20 protein-coding genes are annotated in these 20,804 nt (G+C 31.4%); 10 read left to right on the top strand and 10 right to left on the bottom strand.

Annotation, left to right across the window (positions count from 1 at the left end; all coding sequences use genetic code 11):
- Positions 1 to 8: 8 nt before the first annotated feature.
- Positions 9 to 467: a YciI family protein gene (locus tag AC3IPI_RS11725; protein WP_039116002.1), complete on the bottom strand. Its 459-nt coding sequence runs from the start codon at positions 465 to 467 to the stop codon at positions 9 to 11.
- A gap of 8 nt (positions 468 to 475) precedes the next feature.
- On the bottom strand, positions 476 to 943 hold the full coding sequence (locus AC3IPI_RS11720; protein WP_409415905.1) for a DinB family protein: 468 nt from the start codon (positions 941 to 943) through the stop codon (positions 476 to 478).
- Positions 944 to 1,083: 140 nt separating this feature from the next.
- On the opposite strand from AC3IPI_RS11720, the gene AC3IPI_RS11715 reads away from it, so the two are divergent.
- From AC3IPI_RS11715 to AC3IPI_RS11690, 6 genes are all read left to right on the top strand, one after another.
- Positions 1,084 to 3,291: a TonB-dependent receptor gene (locus AC3IPI_RS11715; protein ID WP_086893736.1), complete on the top strand. Its 2,208-nt coding sequence runs from the start codon at positions 1,084 to 1,086 to the stop codon at positions 3,289 to 3,291.
- A gap of 522 nt (positions 3,292 to 3,813) precedes the next feature.
- Positions 3,814 to 4,434 (top strand): hypothetical protein, encoded by a 621-nt coding sequence (locus tag AC3IPI_RS11710; RefSeq protein ID WP_039117807.1) that lies wholly within the window; start codon positions 3,814 to 3,816, stop codon positions 4,432 to 4,434.
- Between the two features lie 75 nt (positions 4,435 to 4,509).
- Entirely contained in the window at positions 4,510 to 5,847 is a 1,338-nt protein-coding gene (locus tag AC3IPI_RS11705) for a 2TM domain-containing protein (RefSeq protein WP_039117808.1), read from the top strand.
- Positions 5,847 to 6,152, top strand: a complete 306-nt coding sequence (locus tag AC3IPI_RS11700) for a 2TM domain-containing protein (RefSeq protein WP_039116006.1) — start codon at positions 5,847 to 5,849, stop codon at positions 6,150 to 6,152. The genes AC3IPI_RS11705 and AC3IPI_RS11700 overlap by 1 nt, the downstream gene beginning before the upstream one ends.
- 17 nt (positions 6,153 to 6,169) lie before the next feature.
- Positions 6,170 to 6,529 carry a 2TM domain-containing protein gene (locus AC3IPI_RS11695; RefSeq protein WP_039116007.1) on the top strand — a complete coding sequence of 120 codons (360 nt, stop codon included), beginning with the start codon at positions 6,170 to 6,172 and terminating at the stop codon, positions 6,527 to 6,529.
- 88 nt (positions 6,530 to 6,617) lie between these two features.
- Positions 6,618 to 7,385, top strand: a complete 768-nt coding sequence (locus AC3IPI_RS11690; protein WP_039117809.1) for a LytR/AlgR family response regulator transcription factor — start codon at positions 6,618 to 6,620, stop codon at positions 7,383 to 7,385.
- A gap of 123 nt (positions 7,386 to 7,508) precedes the next feature.
- Here AC3IPI_RS11690 and AC3IPI_RS11685 read toward each other — a convergent pair whose 3' ends face one another.
- The 4 genes from AC3IPI_RS11685 to AC3IPI_RS11670 form a co-directional block, all read right to left on the bottom strand.
- Positions 7,509 to 8,285, bottom strand: coding sequence for a CDP-alcohol phosphatidyltransferase family protein (locus AC3IPI_RS11685; RefSeq protein WP_489159115.1), 777 nt, complete (start codon positions 8,283 to 8,285; stop codon positions 7,509 to 7,511).
- Positions 8,286 to 8,625: 340 nt separating this feature from the next.
- Complete coding sequence (locus tag AC3IPI_RS11680; RefSeq protein ID WP_489159114.1) at positions 8,626 to 9,135, bottom strand: TonB-dependent receptor; 510 nt, start codon at positions 9,133 to 9,135, stop codon at positions 8,626 to 8,628.
- Between the two features lie 19 nt (positions 9,136 to 9,154).
- A complete protein-coding gene (locus AC3IPI_RS11675; RefSeq protein ID WP_039116011.1) occupies positions 9,155 to 10,183 on the bottom strand; it encodes a COX15/CtaA family protein in 1,029 nt (342 codons plus the stop codon).
- A gap of 235 nt (positions 10,184 to 10,418) precedes the next feature.
- Positions 10,419 to 11,852: a CCA tRNA nucleotidyltransferase gene (locus AC3IPI_RS11670; protein WP_409415899.1), complete on the bottom strand. Its 1,434-nt coding sequence runs from the start codon at positions 11,850 to 11,852 to the stop codon at positions 10,419 to 10,421.
- 328 nt (positions 11,853 to 12,180) lie between these two features.
- Here AC3IPI_RS11670 and yaaA point away from each other — a divergent pair, with 328 nt between their 5' ends.
- The gene (yaaA, locus tag AC3IPI_RS11665) at positions 12,181 to 12,939 is read left to right on the top strand and encodes a peroxide stress protein YaaA (RefSeq protein ID WP_039116013.1); all 759 of its coding nucleotides are present in this window, start codon (positions 12,181 to 12,183) and stop codon (positions 12,937 to 12,939) included.
- An 82-nt stretch (positions 12,940 to 13,021) separates the two neighbouring features.
- Here yaaA and AC3IPI_RS11660 read toward each other — a convergent pair whose 3' ends face one another.
- The 4 genes from AC3IPI_RS11660 to AC3IPI_RS11645 form a co-directional block, all read right to left on the bottom strand.
- Complete coding sequence (locus tag AC3IPI_RS11660) at positions 13,022 to 14,905, bottom strand: M1 family metallopeptidase (RefSeq protein WP_489159113.1); 1,884 nt, start codon at positions 14,903 to 14,905, stop codon at positions 13,022 to 13,024.
- A 217-nt stretch (positions 14,906 to 15,122) separates the two neighbouring features.
- Positions 15,123 to 15,677 carry a hypothetical protein gene (locus tag AC3IPI_RS11655; RefSeq protein WP_489159112.1) on the bottom strand — a complete coding sequence of 185 codons (555 nt, stop codon included), beginning with the start codon at positions 15,675 to 15,677 and terminating at the stop codon, positions 15,123 to 15,125.
- A gap of 202 nt (positions 15,678 to 15,879) precedes the next feature.
- Entirely contained in the window at positions 15,880 to 17,460 is a 1,581-nt protein-coding gene (locus tag AC3IPI_RS11650) for an NADP-dependent glyceraldehyde-3-phosphate dehydrogenase (protein WP_489159111.1), read from the bottom strand.
- Positions 17,461 to 17,532: 72 nt separating this feature from the next.
- Positions 17,533 to 17,844, bottom strand: coding sequence for a rhodanese-like domain-containing protein (locus AC3IPI_RS11645; protein WP_039117816.1), 312 nt, complete (start codon positions 17,842 to 17,844; stop codon positions 17,533 to 17,535).
- Between the two features lie 313 nt (positions 17,845 to 18,157).
- Between AC3IPI_RS11645 and AC3IPI_RS11640 the strand changes: the two genes are divergently transcribed.
- The 3 genes from AC3IPI_RS11640 (at position 18,158) to AC3IPI_RS11630 (ending at position 20,741) form a co-directional block, all read left to right on the top strand.
- Positions 18,158 to 18,958 (top strand): hypothetical protein, encoded by an 801-nt coding sequence (locus AC3IPI_RS11640; RefSeq protein WP_052249992.1) that lies wholly within the window; start codon positions 18,158 to 18,160, stop codon positions 18,956 to 18,958.
- A gap of 33 nt (positions 18,959 to 18,991) precedes the next feature.
- On the top strand, positions 18,992 to 19,618 hold the full coding sequence (locus AC3IPI_RS11635; RefSeq protein ID WP_323491052.1) for a Crp/Fnr family transcriptional regulator: 627 nt from the start codon (positions 18,992 to 18,994) through the stop codon (positions 19,616 to 19,618).
- Positions 19,619 to 19,955: 337 nt separating this feature from the next.
- Entirely contained in the window at positions 19,956 to 20,741 is a 786-nt protein-coding gene (locus tag AC3IPI_RS11630) for a sulfite exporter TauE/SafE family protein (RefSeq protein ID WP_489159110.1), read from the top strand.
- Positions 20,742 to 20,804 lie beyond the last annotated feature (63 nt).

Here is a 20,804-nt window from a genome sequence, read left to right as displayed (position 1 = left end):
AAATAGTATTACATTTTTTTCTTGGCGATTTTTTCATGAATTTTTAATGTTTCCTGCAAAGCTGCAGTTGCGTACCAAGGTATTAATTCGGCTTCAAGCAAATTTGCATTTATTGCGGGATCTGTTGCTACAAGTGCTTTTGCCTCTTCAATAGTTGCTACATTAAAAATATAAATCCCTCTATAATTTTTATCGTTCTTCATAAAAGGTCCAGCTACAACTAATTTTCCTTCTTTGGCTAATTTGCCAATATTAGCCATATGTCCTTCAAATAATTTCTTGGTTTCTTCTTTTGAAGCTGTTGTATTTGTTCCAGATTTTAAAAGACAGAAAACGTATTTCTTCATTCCGTAATCGTCCGCATTTAGAGATTTTGCTAAATTCTCATCAAACTTAACTTCTGTTTCCTGCGAAAATACGATAACATTCATAAATAAAAACACGAGTAATACTATTGCTTTTTTCATAAAGTGGATTATAACGTTTTGAGCATTTTTTTAAGAATAACAATTTGACCTAAATGATAAACATCATGCTGAATGATTCCATGAATATGCTCATAATAGGTATGATTATTATTGACATATATTTTATCTAAATCGGCATCATCAAAATCATCTAAAAATGAATTCCATAATTCTTGTGATTTTGCCAGACTTTGAAGTGATTGCTCCCAAGCTGCTTCAGATGAATCTAAAACAGGTACAAAATAATTATGATCAGGAGTAGTAACAGTTTCTCCCTGAACACGTCTTAAAATGTTTCTTCTCCATTGTATAAGATGATTGACAATTTCCCAAATCGTATTTAAATTAGGATTTATTTTCCTGTATGCCTGATCTGCACTTACATCTTTTAATGTATTTGCTAAATTAACTTCTAGCCAAGGATTTCCATTATAAATAGACTGATATAGATTTGAAATTCTTTTATTTTCTGACATAATAAATCGTTTTTTGAAATACAGAAGCTAAGATACAAATAAGTATTTTACAACTCATCCTCAAAATTCTACAATTGGGTTACTTAATATTTTAATGTTAAAATTAACAAAATATATTTGTCTCATCAAAATCAAAAAACATGAAAACCAAGTGTCTAGAATTAAATAAAAACGGAATAGGATTAAAAATCAAATCCCTTTTTACAATCTTATTTTTAGTAATAAGTTCAGTTATTTTTGCCCAAAATACACTTTCGGGAAAAGTAGTTGACGGAAAAGGAAAGCCAATCGCTGGGGCAAACATATATATAGATGGTACTTACGATGGTGCTACAAGTGCCGAAAACGGAGAGTTTTCATTTACAACCGAAACTTCAGGAAATCAAATATTAATAGTAAGTTTTTTAATTTATGAAACGTCAACTACATCAATAGATCCTGCCAATTTTAAAAATCAAATTATAAAGCTAAAGGAAAACGTAAATTCATTAGATGCCGTTGTTATTACTGCCGGAACTATGGAGTCTGGCGATAAAGCCAGGGTTTCGGTTTTAAAACCTCTGGACATTGTTACCACTGCTGGTTCTGCAGGAAATATTATTGCTGCACTGCAAACCTTACCAGGAACTCAAAGTGTGGGCGAAGACGGACGTTTATTCGTTCGTGGTGGAGAAGCCAACGAAACACAAACATTTGTTGATGGTATTAGAGTTTCTCAGCCTTATGGCGCAACGGTTCAGAACTTACCTACTCGTGGTCGTTTTTCTCCTTTCTTATTTAGCGGAATTGCTTTTTCTACAGGAGGTTATTCGGCAGAATATGGCGAAGCTTTATCTAGTGTATTATTATTAAATACTCAGGATGAACCTGATCAAAATAAAACAGACATCGCTATGATGACTGTAGGATTGGGTGTTGGACACACAAAAAAATGGGATAAAAGCTCTTTAAGCGTAAATGTGAGCTATATTAACCTGGCTCCTTATCAGGCGGTTATAAAACAAGATGTTGATTGGAACCAACCCTATCAATCTATATCTGGAGAAAGTGTATATCGTTATCATTTTGCCAACGGAACCCTGAAATTATATGCCGCTTTTGATACTGAAAAAATCGACCTTAACCAGAAAAACATCAATTTTGAAGATAAAATAAGAGTCAATTTAGTAAACAACAACTTTTACTTAAACACGGTATATAATGGAACATTTGGTAGTAATTGGCAAATTACTTCGGGATTGAGTTATGGATATAGTAACAATAAAAAAGATATTGATATTGATCATTTAAACGATGATGAAAATGCTGCTCATCTTAAATTAAAATTAAAAAAGAGCCTTTCCAACAGAGTGAAACTATCATTTGGTGCCGATTATTTTATTACTAAATACAGTGAAGATTTTCAGGATAATGTAACGCCTACAATTACTAATGGTTACGACTCTAACATTGCTGCTATTTATGCCGAAACTGAAATTTCGTTCTCTAGTAAACTAGCTGCAAAAGTTGGACTTAGAGCTTCTAACAATAGTTTACTTGATGAAACTGCATTAGCTCCAAGAATTTCATTAGGATACAAAGTGGCAAAAAATAGTCAGTTTTCACTTGCTTATGGAGACTTTACACAAACTCCAGTTGTTGATTATATCAAATATTCAAAATACCATCAGTTTGAAAGCGAAAAAGCAGCACATTATATTTTAAACTTTCAATACAATAAAACGGGACGCACTTTTAGAGCCGAAGCCTATTACAAAGATTACAGCAATTTGGTAAAATACGACACGCAAAACATTCAATACAATTCGGTTTTTAATAACAATGGTTCTGGTTATGCTAAAGGAATCGATATATTCTGGAGAGATAGTAAATTATACAAAAATCTGGAATACTGGATTTCCTACTCCTACATTGACACCAAAAGAGATTATAAAAATTTCCCAACAAGTGTAACTCCCGATTTTGTTGCCGACCAAAACTTATCGGTTGTAACTAAATATTTTATTACCGATTGGAAATCGCAAGTTGGCTTAACAAACAGTTTTAGCACAGGAAGACCTTACAACAATCCAAATGAAACAAAATTCATGAACGGAAAAACAAAATCATATAATAGTTTAAGTCTTAGCTGGGCGTATTTATTAACGACTCAAAAGATTTTATACTTCTCGGTTTCGAATGTTCTAGGAACTCAAAATGTATTTGGATACGATTATGCAAAAAACCCCGATGCAACCGGAGTTTATAACCGACAAGCCGTTACGCCTACAGCAGACCGTTTTTTCTTTATTGGTTTCTTCTGGACTATTAGTGATAATAAAAATGAGAATCAGTTGAAGAATCTTTAGAGGAAAGGTTCAAAGGTTCTGAGTGACTAAGGTTCAAAGGTTTTACCAATATCGTGTAGAAGAGGTTCTGAGAAACTAAGTGACTAAGTTTCTCAGAAGCTAAAAAACTTAGTCCCTCAGAACCTTAGCCACTTAGAACCTTAAAGAAAACCTTTGTCCCTTTGAACCTCTTTTAAAAAACCTTTGAACCTTCCTCAAACAACTCATCCCTAAAAATCAACAACTCAGTAACATAAAATTTAAAGAGAATAAAATCTATAATACTTTTGAAGTATAAATTAACAAACGTTTCAATCATCAGAAAAGAAGGTGCTGAGGCTCTGAGAGGCTAAGCGCCTAAGTTCAGAATCTATAAAAGAAATAAAAAAACTTAGTACCTCAGAACCTTAGCATCTTAGAACCTTTAAAAAACCAACTCAGTAACATAAAATTTAAAGAGAATAAAATCTATAATACTTTTGAAGTATAAATTAACAAACGTTTCAATCATCAAAAAATAACTAAACCTTAAAACAAGAAATCATGACAAAATTTATTACCGCGATTACATTATTTATTTGCAGTTTTTTATCTGCTCAAACTCAATTTGAACAAGGAATGGGAAAAGCTTTTGGGCTTTGGAAAGAAGGAAAAAATACGGAAGCATCAGATTTGTTTGAAAGAATCGCTGCTGCCGAAAAAACAAGCTGGTTGCCTAATTATTATGTTGCATTAGTAAATACAACATCGGCTTTTAAAACTCAAGATAAAACACAAATAGATTTGTTACTTACAAAAGCGCAAAATGCATTGAATATCGAAATGATAAAAGATCAAAACAATGCGGAACTTTACGTTTTACAAGCTTTAATTTACACCGCTTGGGTTGTAGCTGATCCTATGACTAACGGAATGAAATATTCGGCTAAAACGATGGAAACATATAACAAAGCTGAAGCATTGGCTCCAGATAATCCTAGAGTTGTTTTTGGCAAAGCCGATTTTCAATTGGGTGGTGCAAAATGGACAGGAGTTGACACGAAACCTTTGTGTGCTCAGGTTGAAAAAGCTATCGGACTTTTTGCTACTTTTAAACCTGAAACTCCTTTTTCTCCAAAATGGGGTTTAGACAGAGCTCTTGAAGTTCAAAAAACTTGTAAATAAAATTTTAGCATAAAATATTGGGAAGGAAGTTAATCTGTTAGTTATTCTTCCTTCCAAATTTATTAAAAAAACAAAATGAATAAAATATATAAAGACTTCCCCAGAGTACTGTACTTATCAATTGCAATTTTTGTAGTTGTTCAATTTATAGGTTTCCTATCTGGTCAAACTATTCATTTTGATTTACAATTGTTCATTTACTTTCTGTTTACATTTCTTTATACGCTCTCATTATATATTGCAAACACAACCTTATTCAGTTATTTAGATGTAGTATTTGAAAAAAACAGATTCTCAGCAAAAAGGATAATAATTGGTTTTATTGGCTCTTTTCTAGTCACTTTATTTGTAATTTTTTTACTTCGAATTCTAGAAGAGGTTATTATCAATAAAAAGTCTTTTGAAGTTTTCTTAACAAATGAAAACCTCTCCAATTATATCGGTTCTATTATTATTACTTTTTTTATAACCTTATCATTATACGCCTTTTATTTTTACAAATTATATAATGAAAATAGAGTTAAGGAACAGAAAATTATTGCGGGAACAGCTTCTGCAAAATTCGAAAGCTTAAAGAATCAAATCGATCCACATTTTCTTTTTAATAGTTTAAATGTACTAAGTTCTCTAATAGAAGAAAACCCAGATAATGCACAACGTTTTACGACCTCATTGTCTAAAATTTATCGTTACGTTTTAGAACAAAAAGACAAAGAACTGGTATCGGTAGAAGATGAATTGGCTTTTGCCAAAACGTATATGAATTTGTTAAAAATGCGTTTTGAGAACAGTTTGTTTTATGAACTACCAACTAAAGATATTAATCCAGAAGCAAAAGTAGTTCCGCTATCCTTACAACTTTTACTAGAAAACACAGTAAAACATAATGTGGTAAGTGAACAGAGACCGTTACATATTCGGATATTCATTGAGAAAGATTATTTAGTCGTTCAAAATGATTTTCAAAAGAAAGAAGTATTACAAGACCGCCAAGGTGTAGGATTGCAAAATATTGTAAACCGTTACGGCATTATTACCAATCGAAAAGTATTGATTGAGCAAAATGCAGCAACATTTACCGTTAGAATACCAATTTTAACAAAACAAATTACTGTTATGGAAACAACATCCGATTATAGCGAAAATAGTGCTTATTACAGAGCCAAAAAAAGAGTGGAACAACTTAAAGGTTTTTATGGAAACTTGATTTCCTATTGTTGTGTAATTCCGTTTCTAATTTTTGTAAACTTACAATTTTCACCAGGATTTCAATGGTTTTGGTTCTCTGCTTTAGGCTGGGGATTTGGATTACTTATGCATGCTTTTAAAGTATTTGGATATAGTACTAATTGGGAAGAAAGAAAAATTCAGGAGATTCTAAGAAAACAAGAGAACAAACAAAACTGGAAATAATGGAAGATAATAATCAACATGACGACCGTTATCTAAAAGCTAAAAAAAGAGTTGAAGACATTAAAGGATTCTATAGTAATCTGGCTTCATTTATAATAGTCAACCTTATTTTACTTTTTATTAATTTAAACTACAGCCCTAATCATTTATGGTTTTATTGGCCATTACTATGGTGGGGATTAGGAGTATTATTTCACGGATTAAAAGTTTTTAATTGTTTTCCTGTTTTTGGTAAAGAATGGGAAAAACAAAAAATAAAAGAATTAATGGATAAAGAAAAATCCAAAAATGAAAAATGGCAATAACATTAAATTAGATCAAGATGGGACGATTTAGAAAACGCATGTTTGAAGATTACGATGATTATGACGGAAACATAACAAATGACGAACGTTATAATTTAGCATACAAAAGAATGAAAAGGATAAAGGGTTTTTACTCTCACTTAATGATATATGTTCTGGTAAATATATTCATTCTTATCGCTAGTGCAAATCGAGGTATTATAGGTAATGAAGAGTTCTGGAGATGGGAAACATTCTCTACAGCAATATTTTGGGGTATCGGTCTGGTAATTCATGCTTTTACAGTATTTGGAAGAAACATATTCTTTAGCATAGACTGGGAAGAACGAAAAATAAAAGAATTTATGAAAAAAGAAGCCAACCAAAAATGGGAATAATTCTCATTTAAATAAAAAGATAAAAATATTTTCTGATTAAATTTTAACTACTACTTTTAACCAACCAAAACTTTTGCCAAACCAAAAAATGAGAACAATAATTATAGAAGACGAAAAGCCAGCCGCGCGGTTATTACAACGTAAGCTTGATAAAATAAATGTTCCCGTAGCTGTAATGCTTCACTCAGTTGTAGAAGCAATTGATTGGTTTTCTCAAAACGAACATCCAGATTTAATATTTCTTGATATTCAGTTATCCGATGGATTATCGTTTGAAATTTTTGAAAAGATTGATATCAAAAGTGCCGTGATTTTTACAACTGCTTATGATGAATATGCCTTAAAAGCTTTTAAACTCAATAGTATTGATTATCTCTTGAAACCAATAGACGAAGATGATTTAGAGGTGGCAGTTTCTAAATTTAAATCTCGGTTGCCAAAAGTAGAAAACACTACTCAAAACCTTGAAATAGATTTTGAACAGATTAAAAAAATGCTTTCGAATCCATTCGAGAAAATCTATAAAAAAAGATTCACCGTTAAAATTGGACAGCATTTAAAAGTAATAGGAACTGATGAAGTAGAATGTTTTTTTAGCGAGAACAAAGGCACTTATTTACATACTACAGATAATAGAAATTACTTAATCGATTCTACTCTAGAAATTCTGGAACAAGAACTTGATCCAAAAGATTTTTATCGCGTAAGCCGTAAGTTTATTATTCCGCTTCCGGCAATCAAAGAAATTGTATTGTACAGTAATTCACGTCTTAAAATAATTTTGCCTACTTATAAAGACGATGAGGTAATTGTAAGCCGCGAGAAAGTTTCTGATTTTAAAAACTGGATTGGGTAGTTTTTTCTTGCTACAGATTTAAAAGGTACAGAGGTTCATAGCTACAAAGGTTCAAAGGATAAAACTTTGCTCCCGACGCTTCGGGATTGCGTATCCCTTTGCGCTCTTTGCGGTTAAATATTACTACGTCACTGGATAAAAATATTTTCTTATTCCTATCATTACAAAAATCAGGATAGAATATACGATGAAAAAAGGTGCGATATATTCGATACCATCCATTGCTAGCATAAGTGCGATAAGTAATAACTGAAAACCTAAACCGTATAAAGAAACAAAGGTCATAAACCAGTTCGGAAATGTTTTAACCTTATAAGCATCACTATCAAGTGCATGAATTATTTTATCAAAAAGGCCATATACAATAATATAAACCTGATGCAAAAAAACGACCGATTTTTGACTTTCTCCTGGTAATGCTTTAGGGATTTTATCTTCGAAAATCTTACTAGTTCTATCTCCTCCTACCGATTTATTTCGCAGAATCACATAGTAATAATTATATAAAGTACCTTGTAATTGTATGCATAAAAAAGCAAGGATTGTAATAGGAAGAGTCGTTTTAGAAACGTAACATATACTTATTAAGAACAAAAAATTCAAAATAATATCAAATATACTATCGAGATATCTTCCTGTATAAGATGGTGTGTTTTTTATACGGGCTAATTCTCCGTCGGCAGCATCAATAATAGATTTTAATATTATAAAAAATCCTGCCCAATAAAAGTGTTTTTCCAGAATACAATAAATCGCAACCAACCCCGAAATTCCAAAAAGCAAGGTTACATCTATAGGTGTAAATCGTGTATTTTGTAACTTTTTCGCAAAAAACCTTCCAAAAGGTCTTCCATAATCTGATAAATCATAAAATTTATCTTGTGCAGCAAGTTTAGACATCTATGTTATTATAAACAAAAGAGTTGCGACAATATAGTCAGTGTAATTTACGAAAAAAAATATTATTTATTAATCTATTGATTACAAATTAATAACATTTAAAATCTTTCTAATCTGTGGTAAAAATTTAACCGCAAAGAGCACAAAGGGATACGCAAAGTCCGCAAAGTTTTTATTCTTTGAACCTTTGTAGCTATGAACCTCTGTTCCTGCTTTGAATTAACCGCAAAGGCCGCAAGAGTTTACGCAAAGACCACAAAGCTTTCAGTCTTAGCGACTCAGAAGCTTAGCAACTTAGCACCTTTAAAAAAAACCTTTGTAGCTATGAACCTCTGTAACTTTATTCAGCTGGAGTAATCTCTATTGCTCCAAATTTCCAATCAGGATTTAATTTCTGAGAATCTGCGGGTTTTATAAAAACTATCGATTCTATTTTTTCTATTTTATTATTGACTGTATTTGTATCAATATACCTCAACAATTCATCATAAGTCTGATTCTTACTCTTTGGTTTATCTGATACAACTCCTATTTTTGATAGATATTCAGCTGATGGAATTTCTAATTTCAGTGGAGAATTTTCGATATTGTTTTTATAAAAAGTATCCAGAATAAATTTCTTGGTGGTGATTATAATTACTCCAGAATCTGATCCATATTTCTTTGAATTAGCATCTTTATATACTGTCATTGTCGAAATATCATTTGGATTTATTGGTTCCAAAATATTTTGTACCTCATTCATATAGCCTATTTTTTTTGCATCCAAAATAACTAAAGGCTGAGGTTTCTTTTGACCATATGCAAAACATACAAAAACAAGAGAAAGGAATAGATATACTTTTTTCATGAGATCGAATATTGGGCTATTACTTACTTAATCTGTGTAAAGTATAAGTCATCGCGCTTAAAAGGAAAAATGCCATTATTTGGTGAATCAAACCTAATGCAAGTGGCACATGATATAAAAGTGTAAAAACACCTAAAATGAACTGTAAAAACACAAAGACAACCAAAGTTTTAATTCCATTTGATTGTGTTTTGCTAAGAGCAAATTGTGTGCTTTTAAAGTATAAGAAAAGAATAATAGCAACAACTACATAAGCAAATGTTCTGTGTACAAACTGTACACCACTTTTACCTTCTATTAAATTTTTTACAAGTGTAGATTGCTCAATAAAAACCGAATCATGAATAAATTGTCCGTCGCTCATTAATGGCCAATGATTGTGAATTAACCCAGCGTTTAAACCTGCTACAAATCCTCCATAAATAATTTGTATTAAAAGGAGAACCAAGGCAATCCTGGCAATATTACGAAGGGTAACATTAATGGTGATTTTATTTCTTTCAGGATAAATTAAATCTAATGCAACCCATAATGTATAAGCAAAGGTTACAAAAGCAAAAGTTAAATGCAGCGAAAGTCTAAAATGGCTTACATCTGGATTATCAATTAATCCGCTTCGTACCATAAACCATCCCAAGAAACCCTGAAAAGCTCCCATTGCCAGAAGAACAATACACTTTTTTATTGTCGAACTGTCTAATCTCTTCTTTATTAAAAAATAAACAAAAGGAATAAAGAAAACCAAACCAATGATACGACCGATAAAACGGTGAAACCATTCCCAGAAATAAATCATTTTATAATCTGAAAGTTGGAAATCATTATGAATATTAATTTTTTGATATTCTGGAAACTTCTTGTATTGCTCAAAAGCTTCGTTCCATTTTGCCTCACTCATAGGCGGAAAAGTATCTGTTACCAAATGCCAATCGGTCATTGATAATCCAGAGTTTGTTAGTCGGGTAATCCCTCCTACTACAACCATTAAAAACAATAAAAAACATCCTGACAAAAGCCAAATGATTACTGATTTATTTTCTCTTTTCATTTTTTTTACTTGAGGTGCAAAATTGCAGAACCTCTATTTTTAGTTAATAAATGAACTTAAAAAAGCTCGTTACTATGTTTATTTAAAAAAGGTGCTGAGGCACTGAGAATCTATCCCGTCCCGACGGTTCGGGATCGGGACTAAGTTTCTAAAAACCTATGCATTCCTTAATTTTCTTAACAAAGACGCACTGCGGTGCGTCTCTACGAAAAACCTTTGTGCCTTTGAACCTTAATTACTTTGAAGCTTTTGTTAATCCAAGCTTTTCTCCTCTTTTGAGCATAAAATCATAAGCCGCTTGATATTCATTTGGAATTTCACCTTCTAGAATAGCTTCTTTAATGGCTTCTTTTAAAACTCCTATTTCTCTGGAAGGTTTTAGATTATAAATTTCCATAATCTCTTCTCCCGAAATTGGTGGCTGAAAATTACGAACGTGATCACGCTCTTCTACCTCAACGATTTTCTTCCGTACAACCTCAAAATTCTTATGGTATTTCTTGAATTTACTTGGGTTTTTGGTGGTGATATCGGCTTCACATAAAATCATTAAATTTTCTACATCTTCTCCCGCATCAAAAACCAAACGACGAACGGCGCTATCTGTCACAATATCTTGCGATAAAACAATTGGTCGCGAACTCATGATTACCATCTTTTGCACAAATTTCATTTTGTGATTTAATGGCATATGCAAACGTTCGAATATCTTCTTGGCCATTTTACCGCCTAAAAACTCATGTCCGTGAAACGTCCATCCCTGTTTTTTACTGAAACGTTTTGTGGGTGCTTTCCCAATATCATGCAATAAAGCAGACCAACGCAACCAAACATCATCAGTATTCGGACAAATATTATCGACAACCTCTAAGGTGTGGTAAAAATTATTCTTGTGTGTATGTCCTTCTATTTCTTCTACTTGATTTAATGCCGTTAATTCGGGCAAAATAATATCAAGAAGTCCTGTTTGAAATAACAATAAAAATCCAACTGAAGGTTTATCTGTAGAAAGGATTTTGTTTAACTCATCGACAATTCGCTCACCCGAAATAATATTAATTCGCTCTGCGTTTTTAGTAATTGCCTGCAATGATTTTTCTTCAATTTCAAATCCTAATTGGTTTGCAAAACGAATAGCACGCAACATACGTAATGGATCATCAGAATAAGTAATATCTGGATCTAAAGGAGTTTTGATAATTTTATTTTCTAAATCACTCAATCCATCAAAGGGATCTGACAAATCTCCGAAAGTAGCAGGATTTAAAGATAATGCCAATGCATTTATAGTAAAGTCACGACGATTCTGGTCATCTTCTAGCGTTCCGTTTTCTACAACAGGATTACGGCTATCAAAATGATAGGATTCTTTTCTTGCACCTACGAATTCAATGTCTGTATCTTCAAAACGCAACATTGCGGTTCCGTAAGTTTTAAAAACTTGTACTTTGGGTTGTTTTGGAAGTAATTCTGAAACTTTTAATGCCAATTCGATTCCGCTTCCTACGGCAACGACATCAATATCTTTTTTAAAATCTCGTTTTAAAAGTAAGTCTCTTACGAAACCTCCAATTACGTAACTATCTACATTAAGTTCTTGAGAGGCTTGCGAAATAATTTCGAAGATTTTATTTTGCAAAGCACCTTTATAATTTGTTTTTTTAGCCACGAATTCTCTAATTTTTATAAAATAACAGTAAAATAATATATTGATAATTTTACCGTGCGCAAATTTACAACATACTGTACGCCTTTTACAATCTAGAGCGTATTTTTTTTAGTATTTAGCATTTTCAACTTCATAATTTCGTCAAAAACTATCCGTTATCGATAGCAAACTACTTTTCAGATATAAATTCCCACCAATTAATCTATCCACGAGGCAAAAAAACAGCTATTAATATGATGTCTTTATGATAGTATCAAACAAATCAATCTGTATCTGTTATTCTTTTGATTTCAATTTGTACTTTTGAATCTGTACAAAAAAGTAGAAAATGAAAATTGTTATATCGCCTGCAAAATCTTTAAATTTCGAAAAAGAATTACCAACTTCTCAATATACCGAAGCTAGCTTACTAAAAGAAGCCAGACAAGTTCATAAAGTTTTAAAACACAAAAACCCTGCTGAATTATCTGAATTAATGGATATTTCGGATAAATTAGCTCAGTTAAACTGGCAACGTAATCAGGATTGGAAAACTCCTTTTACGCCAGAAAATGCACGTCCTGCAGTATTTACTTTTGATGGTGATGTATATACTGGTTTAGATGCTTATACAATTCCGGTAGAGAAACTAGATGTCTTACAAGATAAATTACGCATACTATCTGGTTTATATGGAATTTTAAAACCATTGGATTTAATTCAGGCTTACCGATTAGAAATGGGAACTAAATTACCTATTGGTGAAGCAAAAAACCTATATGAATTCTGGAAAGAAACGGTTACTAAAACATTAAACAAGGAACTTAAAAAAGGTGAATTGTTTGTAAATCTTGCCAGTAATGAATATTTCTCGGCTGTAGATGTTAAGGCTTTAAAAGTGCCTGTAATTACTCCTGACTTTAAAGATTATAAAAACGGAAAACTAAAAATAATTAGTTTCTTCGCCAAGAAAGCAAGAGGAATGATGGTGCGTTATATTATAGATACTAATGCCGAAACTATTGACGATTTAAAAGGTTTTAATTACGAAGGATATCAATTTGATGCTAATCTTTCTAAAGGAAATCATTTGGTTTTTACCCGATAAAAAAGAAAACTTATTATAAAAACAAAACCGTCTCATTCTATAAAAGAAAGAGACGGTTTTTTATTTTCTAGATTTAAAATTATTATTTAGCTGACCAAGTATTATTTTTTGGTGTTGCATCTACAAAAATTCCACCATCTATAGTTACAGATTTTACTTCTTTGGTTGTATTAAAATTGACAGAAGTCTTCTTTTGGTTGCTCTTCCATGTTGCAGGAGTTTCATGTAATGTTTCTTTTGTACCATCTGCATACACAACATTTACATCAAAAGGGATTGCAAATCCTCCTTTATTTTTAATATAAACCACTGTGTTTTTAGCTTTTACATCAACTTTATCAATTGAGATATCAATATAATTATTTGTAAAGAACCAATTATCAAAAAACCAATTCAGATTTTTACCCGAAGCTGTATTAAATGAATTAAAATAATCCCACGGAATAGGATGTTTACCATTCCAATTATCCATATAAGCATGTAGTGATTTCTTAAAAAGATCATCTCCTAGCAAATCTTTTAAGGCGATATAAGATAATGATGCTTTACCATAAGAATTGTTTCCATATCCTGCACCCGAAACTTGTGTAGACATGGAAATTATCGGCTGATCTTCTTCTGTAGATGGATCATTTATATAATTATTTACTCTAAATTTTTTATAAAATTCATCGGCTGCTTCTTTACCGTGTTGCGAAATACCTATTAAATATTCGAATGTGGTTGCCCAACCTTCATCCATAAATGCATAACGTGTTTCATTTATTCCCATATAAAAAGGGAAATAAGTATGTGCCACTTCATGATCCTGAACCAATTGTGCAAAAACAGGATCTCCCATTTGAGAATCATTACACATCATTGGGTATTCCATATCGGCAAAACCTTGAAACGCTGTCATTTTAGAAAATGGATATGGAACTCCTGGCCAATTGTTAGAAAACCAATCCAGCGCATATCTGTTATTTTTTACAGAAACTACAAAATCAGTTCCTTTTATATCGTAAGCCGCCTGAACGCTTGCACGACGATTTGTTTTTTTATCTACAACAACGCTACTTGCATCCCATAAATAATGATCACTTAAACCGAAACATACATCTGAAATATTTTTGGCTTCAAATTTCCAGATATTCCAATCATTTTGTTTAGTAACAGAACCACTTTTCATCTCTTGTTCATTTGCTATATGCAAAATCTCATCTGTAGTATATGATTTTTTTAATCGTGCCGAAAATTCTGGTTGCAAAACCTCATCAGGATTTAATAAATCTCCTGTTCCATAAACCACATAGTTTTTGGGTGCTTTTACTGAATATACATAATCATTAAAATCATTATAAAATTCCTGACGATCAGTATGAGGCAATCTATCCCAATTGTTGTAATCATCAAAAACTGTGACACGAGGATAACTATATGCAACAAAAAATGTTGTATTATCTATTTGTCCTTCCCTGCCGCTTTCTTTAGATAAAGGATAATTCCAATCGATATTAATTGTGATTTTAGAATGAGGAAGCATTGGCTTATTCATTTTTACATTCCCTACTGTTCCCCAACTTCTTCCATCTTCTTTATAAGTTTCTCCTTCTATTTTTAAAGATGTAATTGTTAATCCATCACTCAAGAAATCATTACTAACGTCTCCACTTCTTGGCGAAGATGGTTTATGAAGATTATTTACAAACCTAATTGGTAAATTCTGCAATGTATCATTACTATTGTTTTCGTAAATAATAGTTTCTGTACCGCTTACAATTTTAGTATCAGCATTTACTGTTATATCAATTGTATATTTTCCATGATTCTGCCAATAGTTTTTCCCAGGTTTCCCATCCATAGAACGAGTTCCTTTTGCGTAAGCTTCTTTTATATTTCTTGGCATATATAGTTCTTGTGCAAAACTATATTGTGCCATACCTATAAATGCAAATAGCAGTAATTGAGATATTTTTCTTTTCATAGTTGGTTATTTTTTGATGATTATCAATAGTATTCTTGATTAGTTATGAATAGCATAAAGTTGTTACAATTATTCTTCAAATTTATTCTATTATCTTATACTTTAACCAAATAATTATCTTAAATCACTCAAATAAACCAACTTACAGTTCTTTCTTTAACAGAATAAAAAAACCGCCTTATTCCAAATGGATTAAGACGGTTTAAAATACTATCGTTTATTTTGTATCCTGATTGATTCGTTCATAATATATTTCTTCATTATCTAAATCAATTTTAGCTTTACCCGAATCTGTTATTTTTCCAGTATTAATAGCTCGGAGATTTTTTGAATATTCATCTATATAATAACTCCATAATCGCTTATCCGAAGTTAACATTTCTGTTATGTGATTGTTTTTTTCAAAAGAATCATAAAAAATAATCTCTTCTGTTTTAATCAATTTCATTTCATTCGTACTCTTATTCTGCAAATAATACGAAATTTTATCGGCATCAATAATCATCAACTCATTTTCAATCTTATCACTTTTTAAATTCTTATGTGACCAACTCGGAATATTTCCGTTCATTTTCCATGTTCCAGCCAATTTATCGATTAGTTTTTTTCTGATAACTGGTTTTAACGAATCAAATTTATTTTTAGAAATTTTCCCTAATTCAGAATCTGGTTTTATTTTATAAGCAAATAAAAAAAAGTCTGCCGCTGCAGCAAATTCATTTTTATCAAAATAAGAAATAGCCGAATCATATTTATTCTTTTGGAGCCACATTTTTTGATCTGACTGTGACCAAGACTGAAATGAAAATAAAAAGAGAAAAAGGAACATACAATTTTTCATGGTATTTTTGTAATTCTAAATAATAATTTGAAGCAAAAATACTACAATTAAAACTAAGTCTCCTTATATAAAATAAAAAAAACCGCCTTACTCCAAATGGATTAAGACGGCTTTAAACATTAAAAAATAGCTACTACAAGATATAATCGGTATTTATAAAATTCGATTCTTTACTATTTAATAATTCTTGCAAAATGGCATTATTGTAATCATTATCTTTTGATGCTACGAATGTTCTAATAGAAAACGAACGCAATGCATCGTGAATACTTAAGGTTCCTACAGCCGAATCTTTACGACCCGTAAATGGGAAAACGTCTGGTCCTCTCTGGCAAGAACTATTCAGGTTTACCCTGCACACTAAATTTACCAAAGTATCTATAAGTGGTGCAATCGTTTTGATGTCTTTACCAAACAAACTTACTTGTTGTCCGTAATTAGACTCAGCCATATCATTTAACGGTTCTTGAATATCCTTAAAGGTCAAGATAGGTACAACTGGTCCAAATTGTTCTTCGTGATATACACGCATTTTTTTATTTATTGGGAATAAAACCGCTGGAAATATGTAATTATCCGTGCGTAATCCTCCTTTTTCATTAATTACTTTAGCTCCTTTATGAGTAGCGTCATGTATTAATTCTTGAATATAATGTGGTTTTTCTGGCTCTGGAAGTGGCGTAAGCGAAACTGACTTATCCCATGGATTCCCAAAAATCAACGAATCTACTTTTGCTGCAAAGCGTTTATTAAATTCTTCGGCTATAGATTCGTGTACATATAAAATCTTTAGGGCAGTACAACGTTGTCCGTTAAAAGATAATGTTCCAACGATACATTCCTGAATAGCCAAATCTAAATCGGCATCTGGTAAAATTATCGCAGGATTTTTTGCTTCTAATCCTAATACCAAACGCAATCTGTTTTTATTCGGGTGTTGATCTTGCAACGCAATAGCCGATTTACTATTTCCGATTAAAGCCAGAATATCAACTTTTCCAGATTTCATTATTGGCGATGCTACTTCTCTACCTCTACCATATACAATATTAATTGCTCCGCTCGGGAAACTACTTCTAAAAGCTTCTAATAAAGGTGATAATAACAAAACACCGTGTTTAGCCGGTTTAAAAATTACAGGATTCCCCATAATCAATGCCGGAATAAGTAATGAAAATGTTTCGTTTAATGGATAATTGTATGGTCCAAGACATAATACAACTCCTAGAGGTCCTCTTCGTACCATAGCGTTTATACCTTGTACTTTGGTAAAACTTGCTCCACTAGTATTTAACTCTTTATAGCTTTCGATAGTATCGTAAATATACTCTACAGTTCTGTCAAATTCTTTCTCTGAATCTCCTAATGATTTCCCGATTTCCCACATCAATAATTTTACAACTTCGGTACGGGTCGTTTTCATCTGGGAAACAAAATTCTCCATACATTTTATACGATCCACAACTTTCATTGTAGGCCATAAACCTTGTCCTTTATTATAAGCAGCAGTTGCAGACTCTACAACTTCCATAGCTTCGGCCTCTCCCATAAAAGGAATAGATCCTAATAAAGTAGGCGTATATTTTTCGGTAGATGATATGGTAGAAAAAACAGGTGTGGTTTGCCCTGTCCATTTTTTTAACTCTCCGTTTACAAGATAGGTATCCTGTACCAATGGAGTATTTATTTGGTATTCCTCTGGTATAAAACTCATTATTTGGTTGTTTTGTTTTTTGGTTATTTAGTTTTTAGAAAATAAAAAAGAGGCACGCGCCTCTTCTTATTTTTATGGTGTTACTGTTTCTCCATCCCAGTCCAGTATACCTCCTAATAAATTATAGGCGTTATTAAACCCCATCTCATTCATTATTTGGCACGCTTTTGCACTTCTCGCTCCAGAACGACAGTACACATAATAATTTTTATTTTTATCTAACTCCTCTAGCTCATAAATAAAAGCCTGTCCTTTATTGATATCAATATTAAGAGCATTTTCTATATAGCCATCATTGTATTCGTCTTCAGTTCTTACATCAAGTATAACTGCATTTTCGTCAGCTTCAAATTGAGCTACCCAATCTTCTTGTGATAAATTCATGATATCGTATTTTTAGGTAAAATTACAACGTTTTTGGCAAACTATAAACCTCCTATTTATGATTTATATTATAATTCGTAGAAAACGTTTTAGCAAAGATATAATAATCAATGAATTCTGTTTTCTACAAATAATTTTCAAAAATACAGTCTACAAAACCCATAGAAAATAGGATATTATTATTTGAGTAAATTGGCATTTAAACATAAACTCTATATAATTAATACCACAATAATCGGTTATCTTTGTAATTAAGTTACCAAAATTTAAATTTTATTACAAAAATTTTTCTACTCATAATTAGCACATTAAAATGAAATTAATAATAACAATACTTCTATTTTGCGGTTTATCTGTTACAGCACAGAACGAAAAAAATAATCTGAGAACCGAAGAAATTAAAATTGAAAGTGGAGAAATTATTAAAAAATATAATAATGACAAACTCGAAAGTTTTGCGGTACAAATTTATGCCAATAGCTACTATAACTCCTTTTTCTTTACCAAAGAGAATGATACAATTGTGGTTAAAAATTTAAACGAGCAAGATGCTATTATCAAAATATATGTAAAAGATAAAAAGAAGGTTAGCGAATTTATTTATAAGGGCAAACAAATTTTCTACCTCGAAGTAATAGATTTCAACATCAACAACTTACCCAAAAAAAGTAAAATTTCGAATAGAATATATGATAATGAAAAAACCAGCTATCTCTATAAAAACAATATGGCTGATGCCCATGGAGATGATTTCGAAAAAAGCTATAAGTTATTTCTCTTCTTAAAAACATCAGAAAACAATGTAACTGTTGACTCCATTTTTAATCAAATTGCCGATTTTTTCTCTAAAGAAGATGCTATTTACAGAATTTATATGAGTAAATATCGAGACAAAATAAATGCTGAATCAGCAACAAATACAACTGCTTATCTAATTACAGATGAATCAGGAAAAATAAAAAACGGAATTTTATGGACTGAAAAACCATCTAATAACGGAGAATATCATATTTATAAAAACGGAAAAATAATCAAATCCGAAAATATAAAATTAGAATCTTTTCAAAAAATAATCAATACCTATTATATCGAAAGCGCTGATTTTAATGAATAAAACCATTACTAATTAGTACAAAAAACAACATCAATGCAAACTCCTTTAAAAAATATCTTTCCAAACTTTTCCAACGAATTAATTTCAGCTATCGAAAGCAATGCCAGTATGCAGGATTTTGAAACTGGAACTATTTTAATGCGAACTGGACAATACATAAAAAACACTGTTTTAATAACCAAAGGTAAAATCAAGATTTACCGTGAAGGTGAAGATGGCGGCGAATTTTTTATGTATTATTTACAACCAGGTCAAGCATGTGCCATATCGATGATTTGCGCAACCAAGAGCGAGAAAAGTCAGATAATGGCAAAAGTAGTCGAAGATGTTTCGGTAGTCATGATTCCGTTAAACTTAATGGATAAATGGATGATGGAACACCGTACTTGGTACGAATTTGTGATTGAAACCTATAGAAGTCGTTTTGAAGAAGTCTTAGAAGTTGTCGATAGTATTGCTTTCCGTTCTATGGATGAACGATTAGAATTTTACCTAAAACGTCATAAAGACGCTTGTGGTTGCACCGAATTAAAAGTATCACATCAGGAAATTGCTACAGAACTTAATACCTCACGAGAAGTAATATCGCGCTTATTAAAAAAAATGGAACAACGTGGTTTGGTAAAACTAAACCGAAACCAAATTGAGCTTTTAAAATAGAATGTTTGAAACTTTTTTACCATTAAGAGATTAAGAAAAATTAAGGTTTGAATTTAATGGAACTTAATTTCTTAATGGTAATATTTTTTAACGTTGAAACGAATAGCAAATCTTGTGTGATAAATGTATTGCGCTTATTTAAAAAAAACATTTAAAACATTTTTTTTCACCATTAAGAGATTAAGAAAAATTAAGGTTTGAAGTTAATGGAACTTAATTTCTTAATGGTAAATATTTTTTAACGTTGAAACGAAATTTGTATTTAATAAACCCAATGTGATAAATGTTACTGTGCCTTACGTTTTAAGGAACAACCTTTGTATCAAAAAAAACATCAATGGAATATTTAGGTTATTTTGCTTCAATTATTATAGGACTTTCGTTAGGCTTAATTGGCGGAGGAGGCTCAATCCTTACTATTCCTATTTTAGTTTATTTATTTAAGATAAATCCAGAGCAAGCAACAACTTATTCATTGTTTATAGTCGGAATCACTGCTTTATTTGGCAGTTATAGCCATTACAAAATGGGGAATCTTAAACTGAAATCGGCATTGTATTTTGCTATTCCATCAGTAGTTTCTATTTTAATTATACGAGAAGTAATTTTCCCTCAAATCGCATCAACATTATTTTCTGTTGCTTCTTATACCGTTTCCAAAGACTTTTTAATCATGCTTATTTTTTCTGTATTAATGATAGCAGCTGCAATCTCTATGATTAGAAAAAACAAAGCCGAACTAAAACCTACAACAACAAACTACACCCAACTAAGTATAATCGGGTTTATTGTGGGTATTGTAACAGGATTTCTGGGTGCTGGCGGTGGATTTTTAATTATTCCAGCGCTGATATTTTTTGCCAATTTACCTATGAAGCAAGCCGTAGGAACATCATTGCTTATTATATTCATTAATTCATCTATAGGTTTTGGAGGAGATCTATATATTGGAACTCCAGTAAATTATATCTTCTTATTAGAAATTTCTGGAATCGCACTTTTAGGAATGCTCATAGGAACACAGCTCTCTAAAAAAATTGACGGAACTAAACTAAAACCAATGTTTGGTTGGTTTGTACTAATAATGGGATTTTATATTATTACAAAGGAAGTTTTCTTTTAAGATTTTAAGTTTAAGCCAATCTTTGTCAAAGTTTTTTTTTACTTTGACAAAAATTAAAACCCA

This window comes from Flavobacterium sp. GL_143, from assembly GCF_057834355.1.
This window is presented reverse-complemented; position numbering and strand designations above follow the sequence as displayed.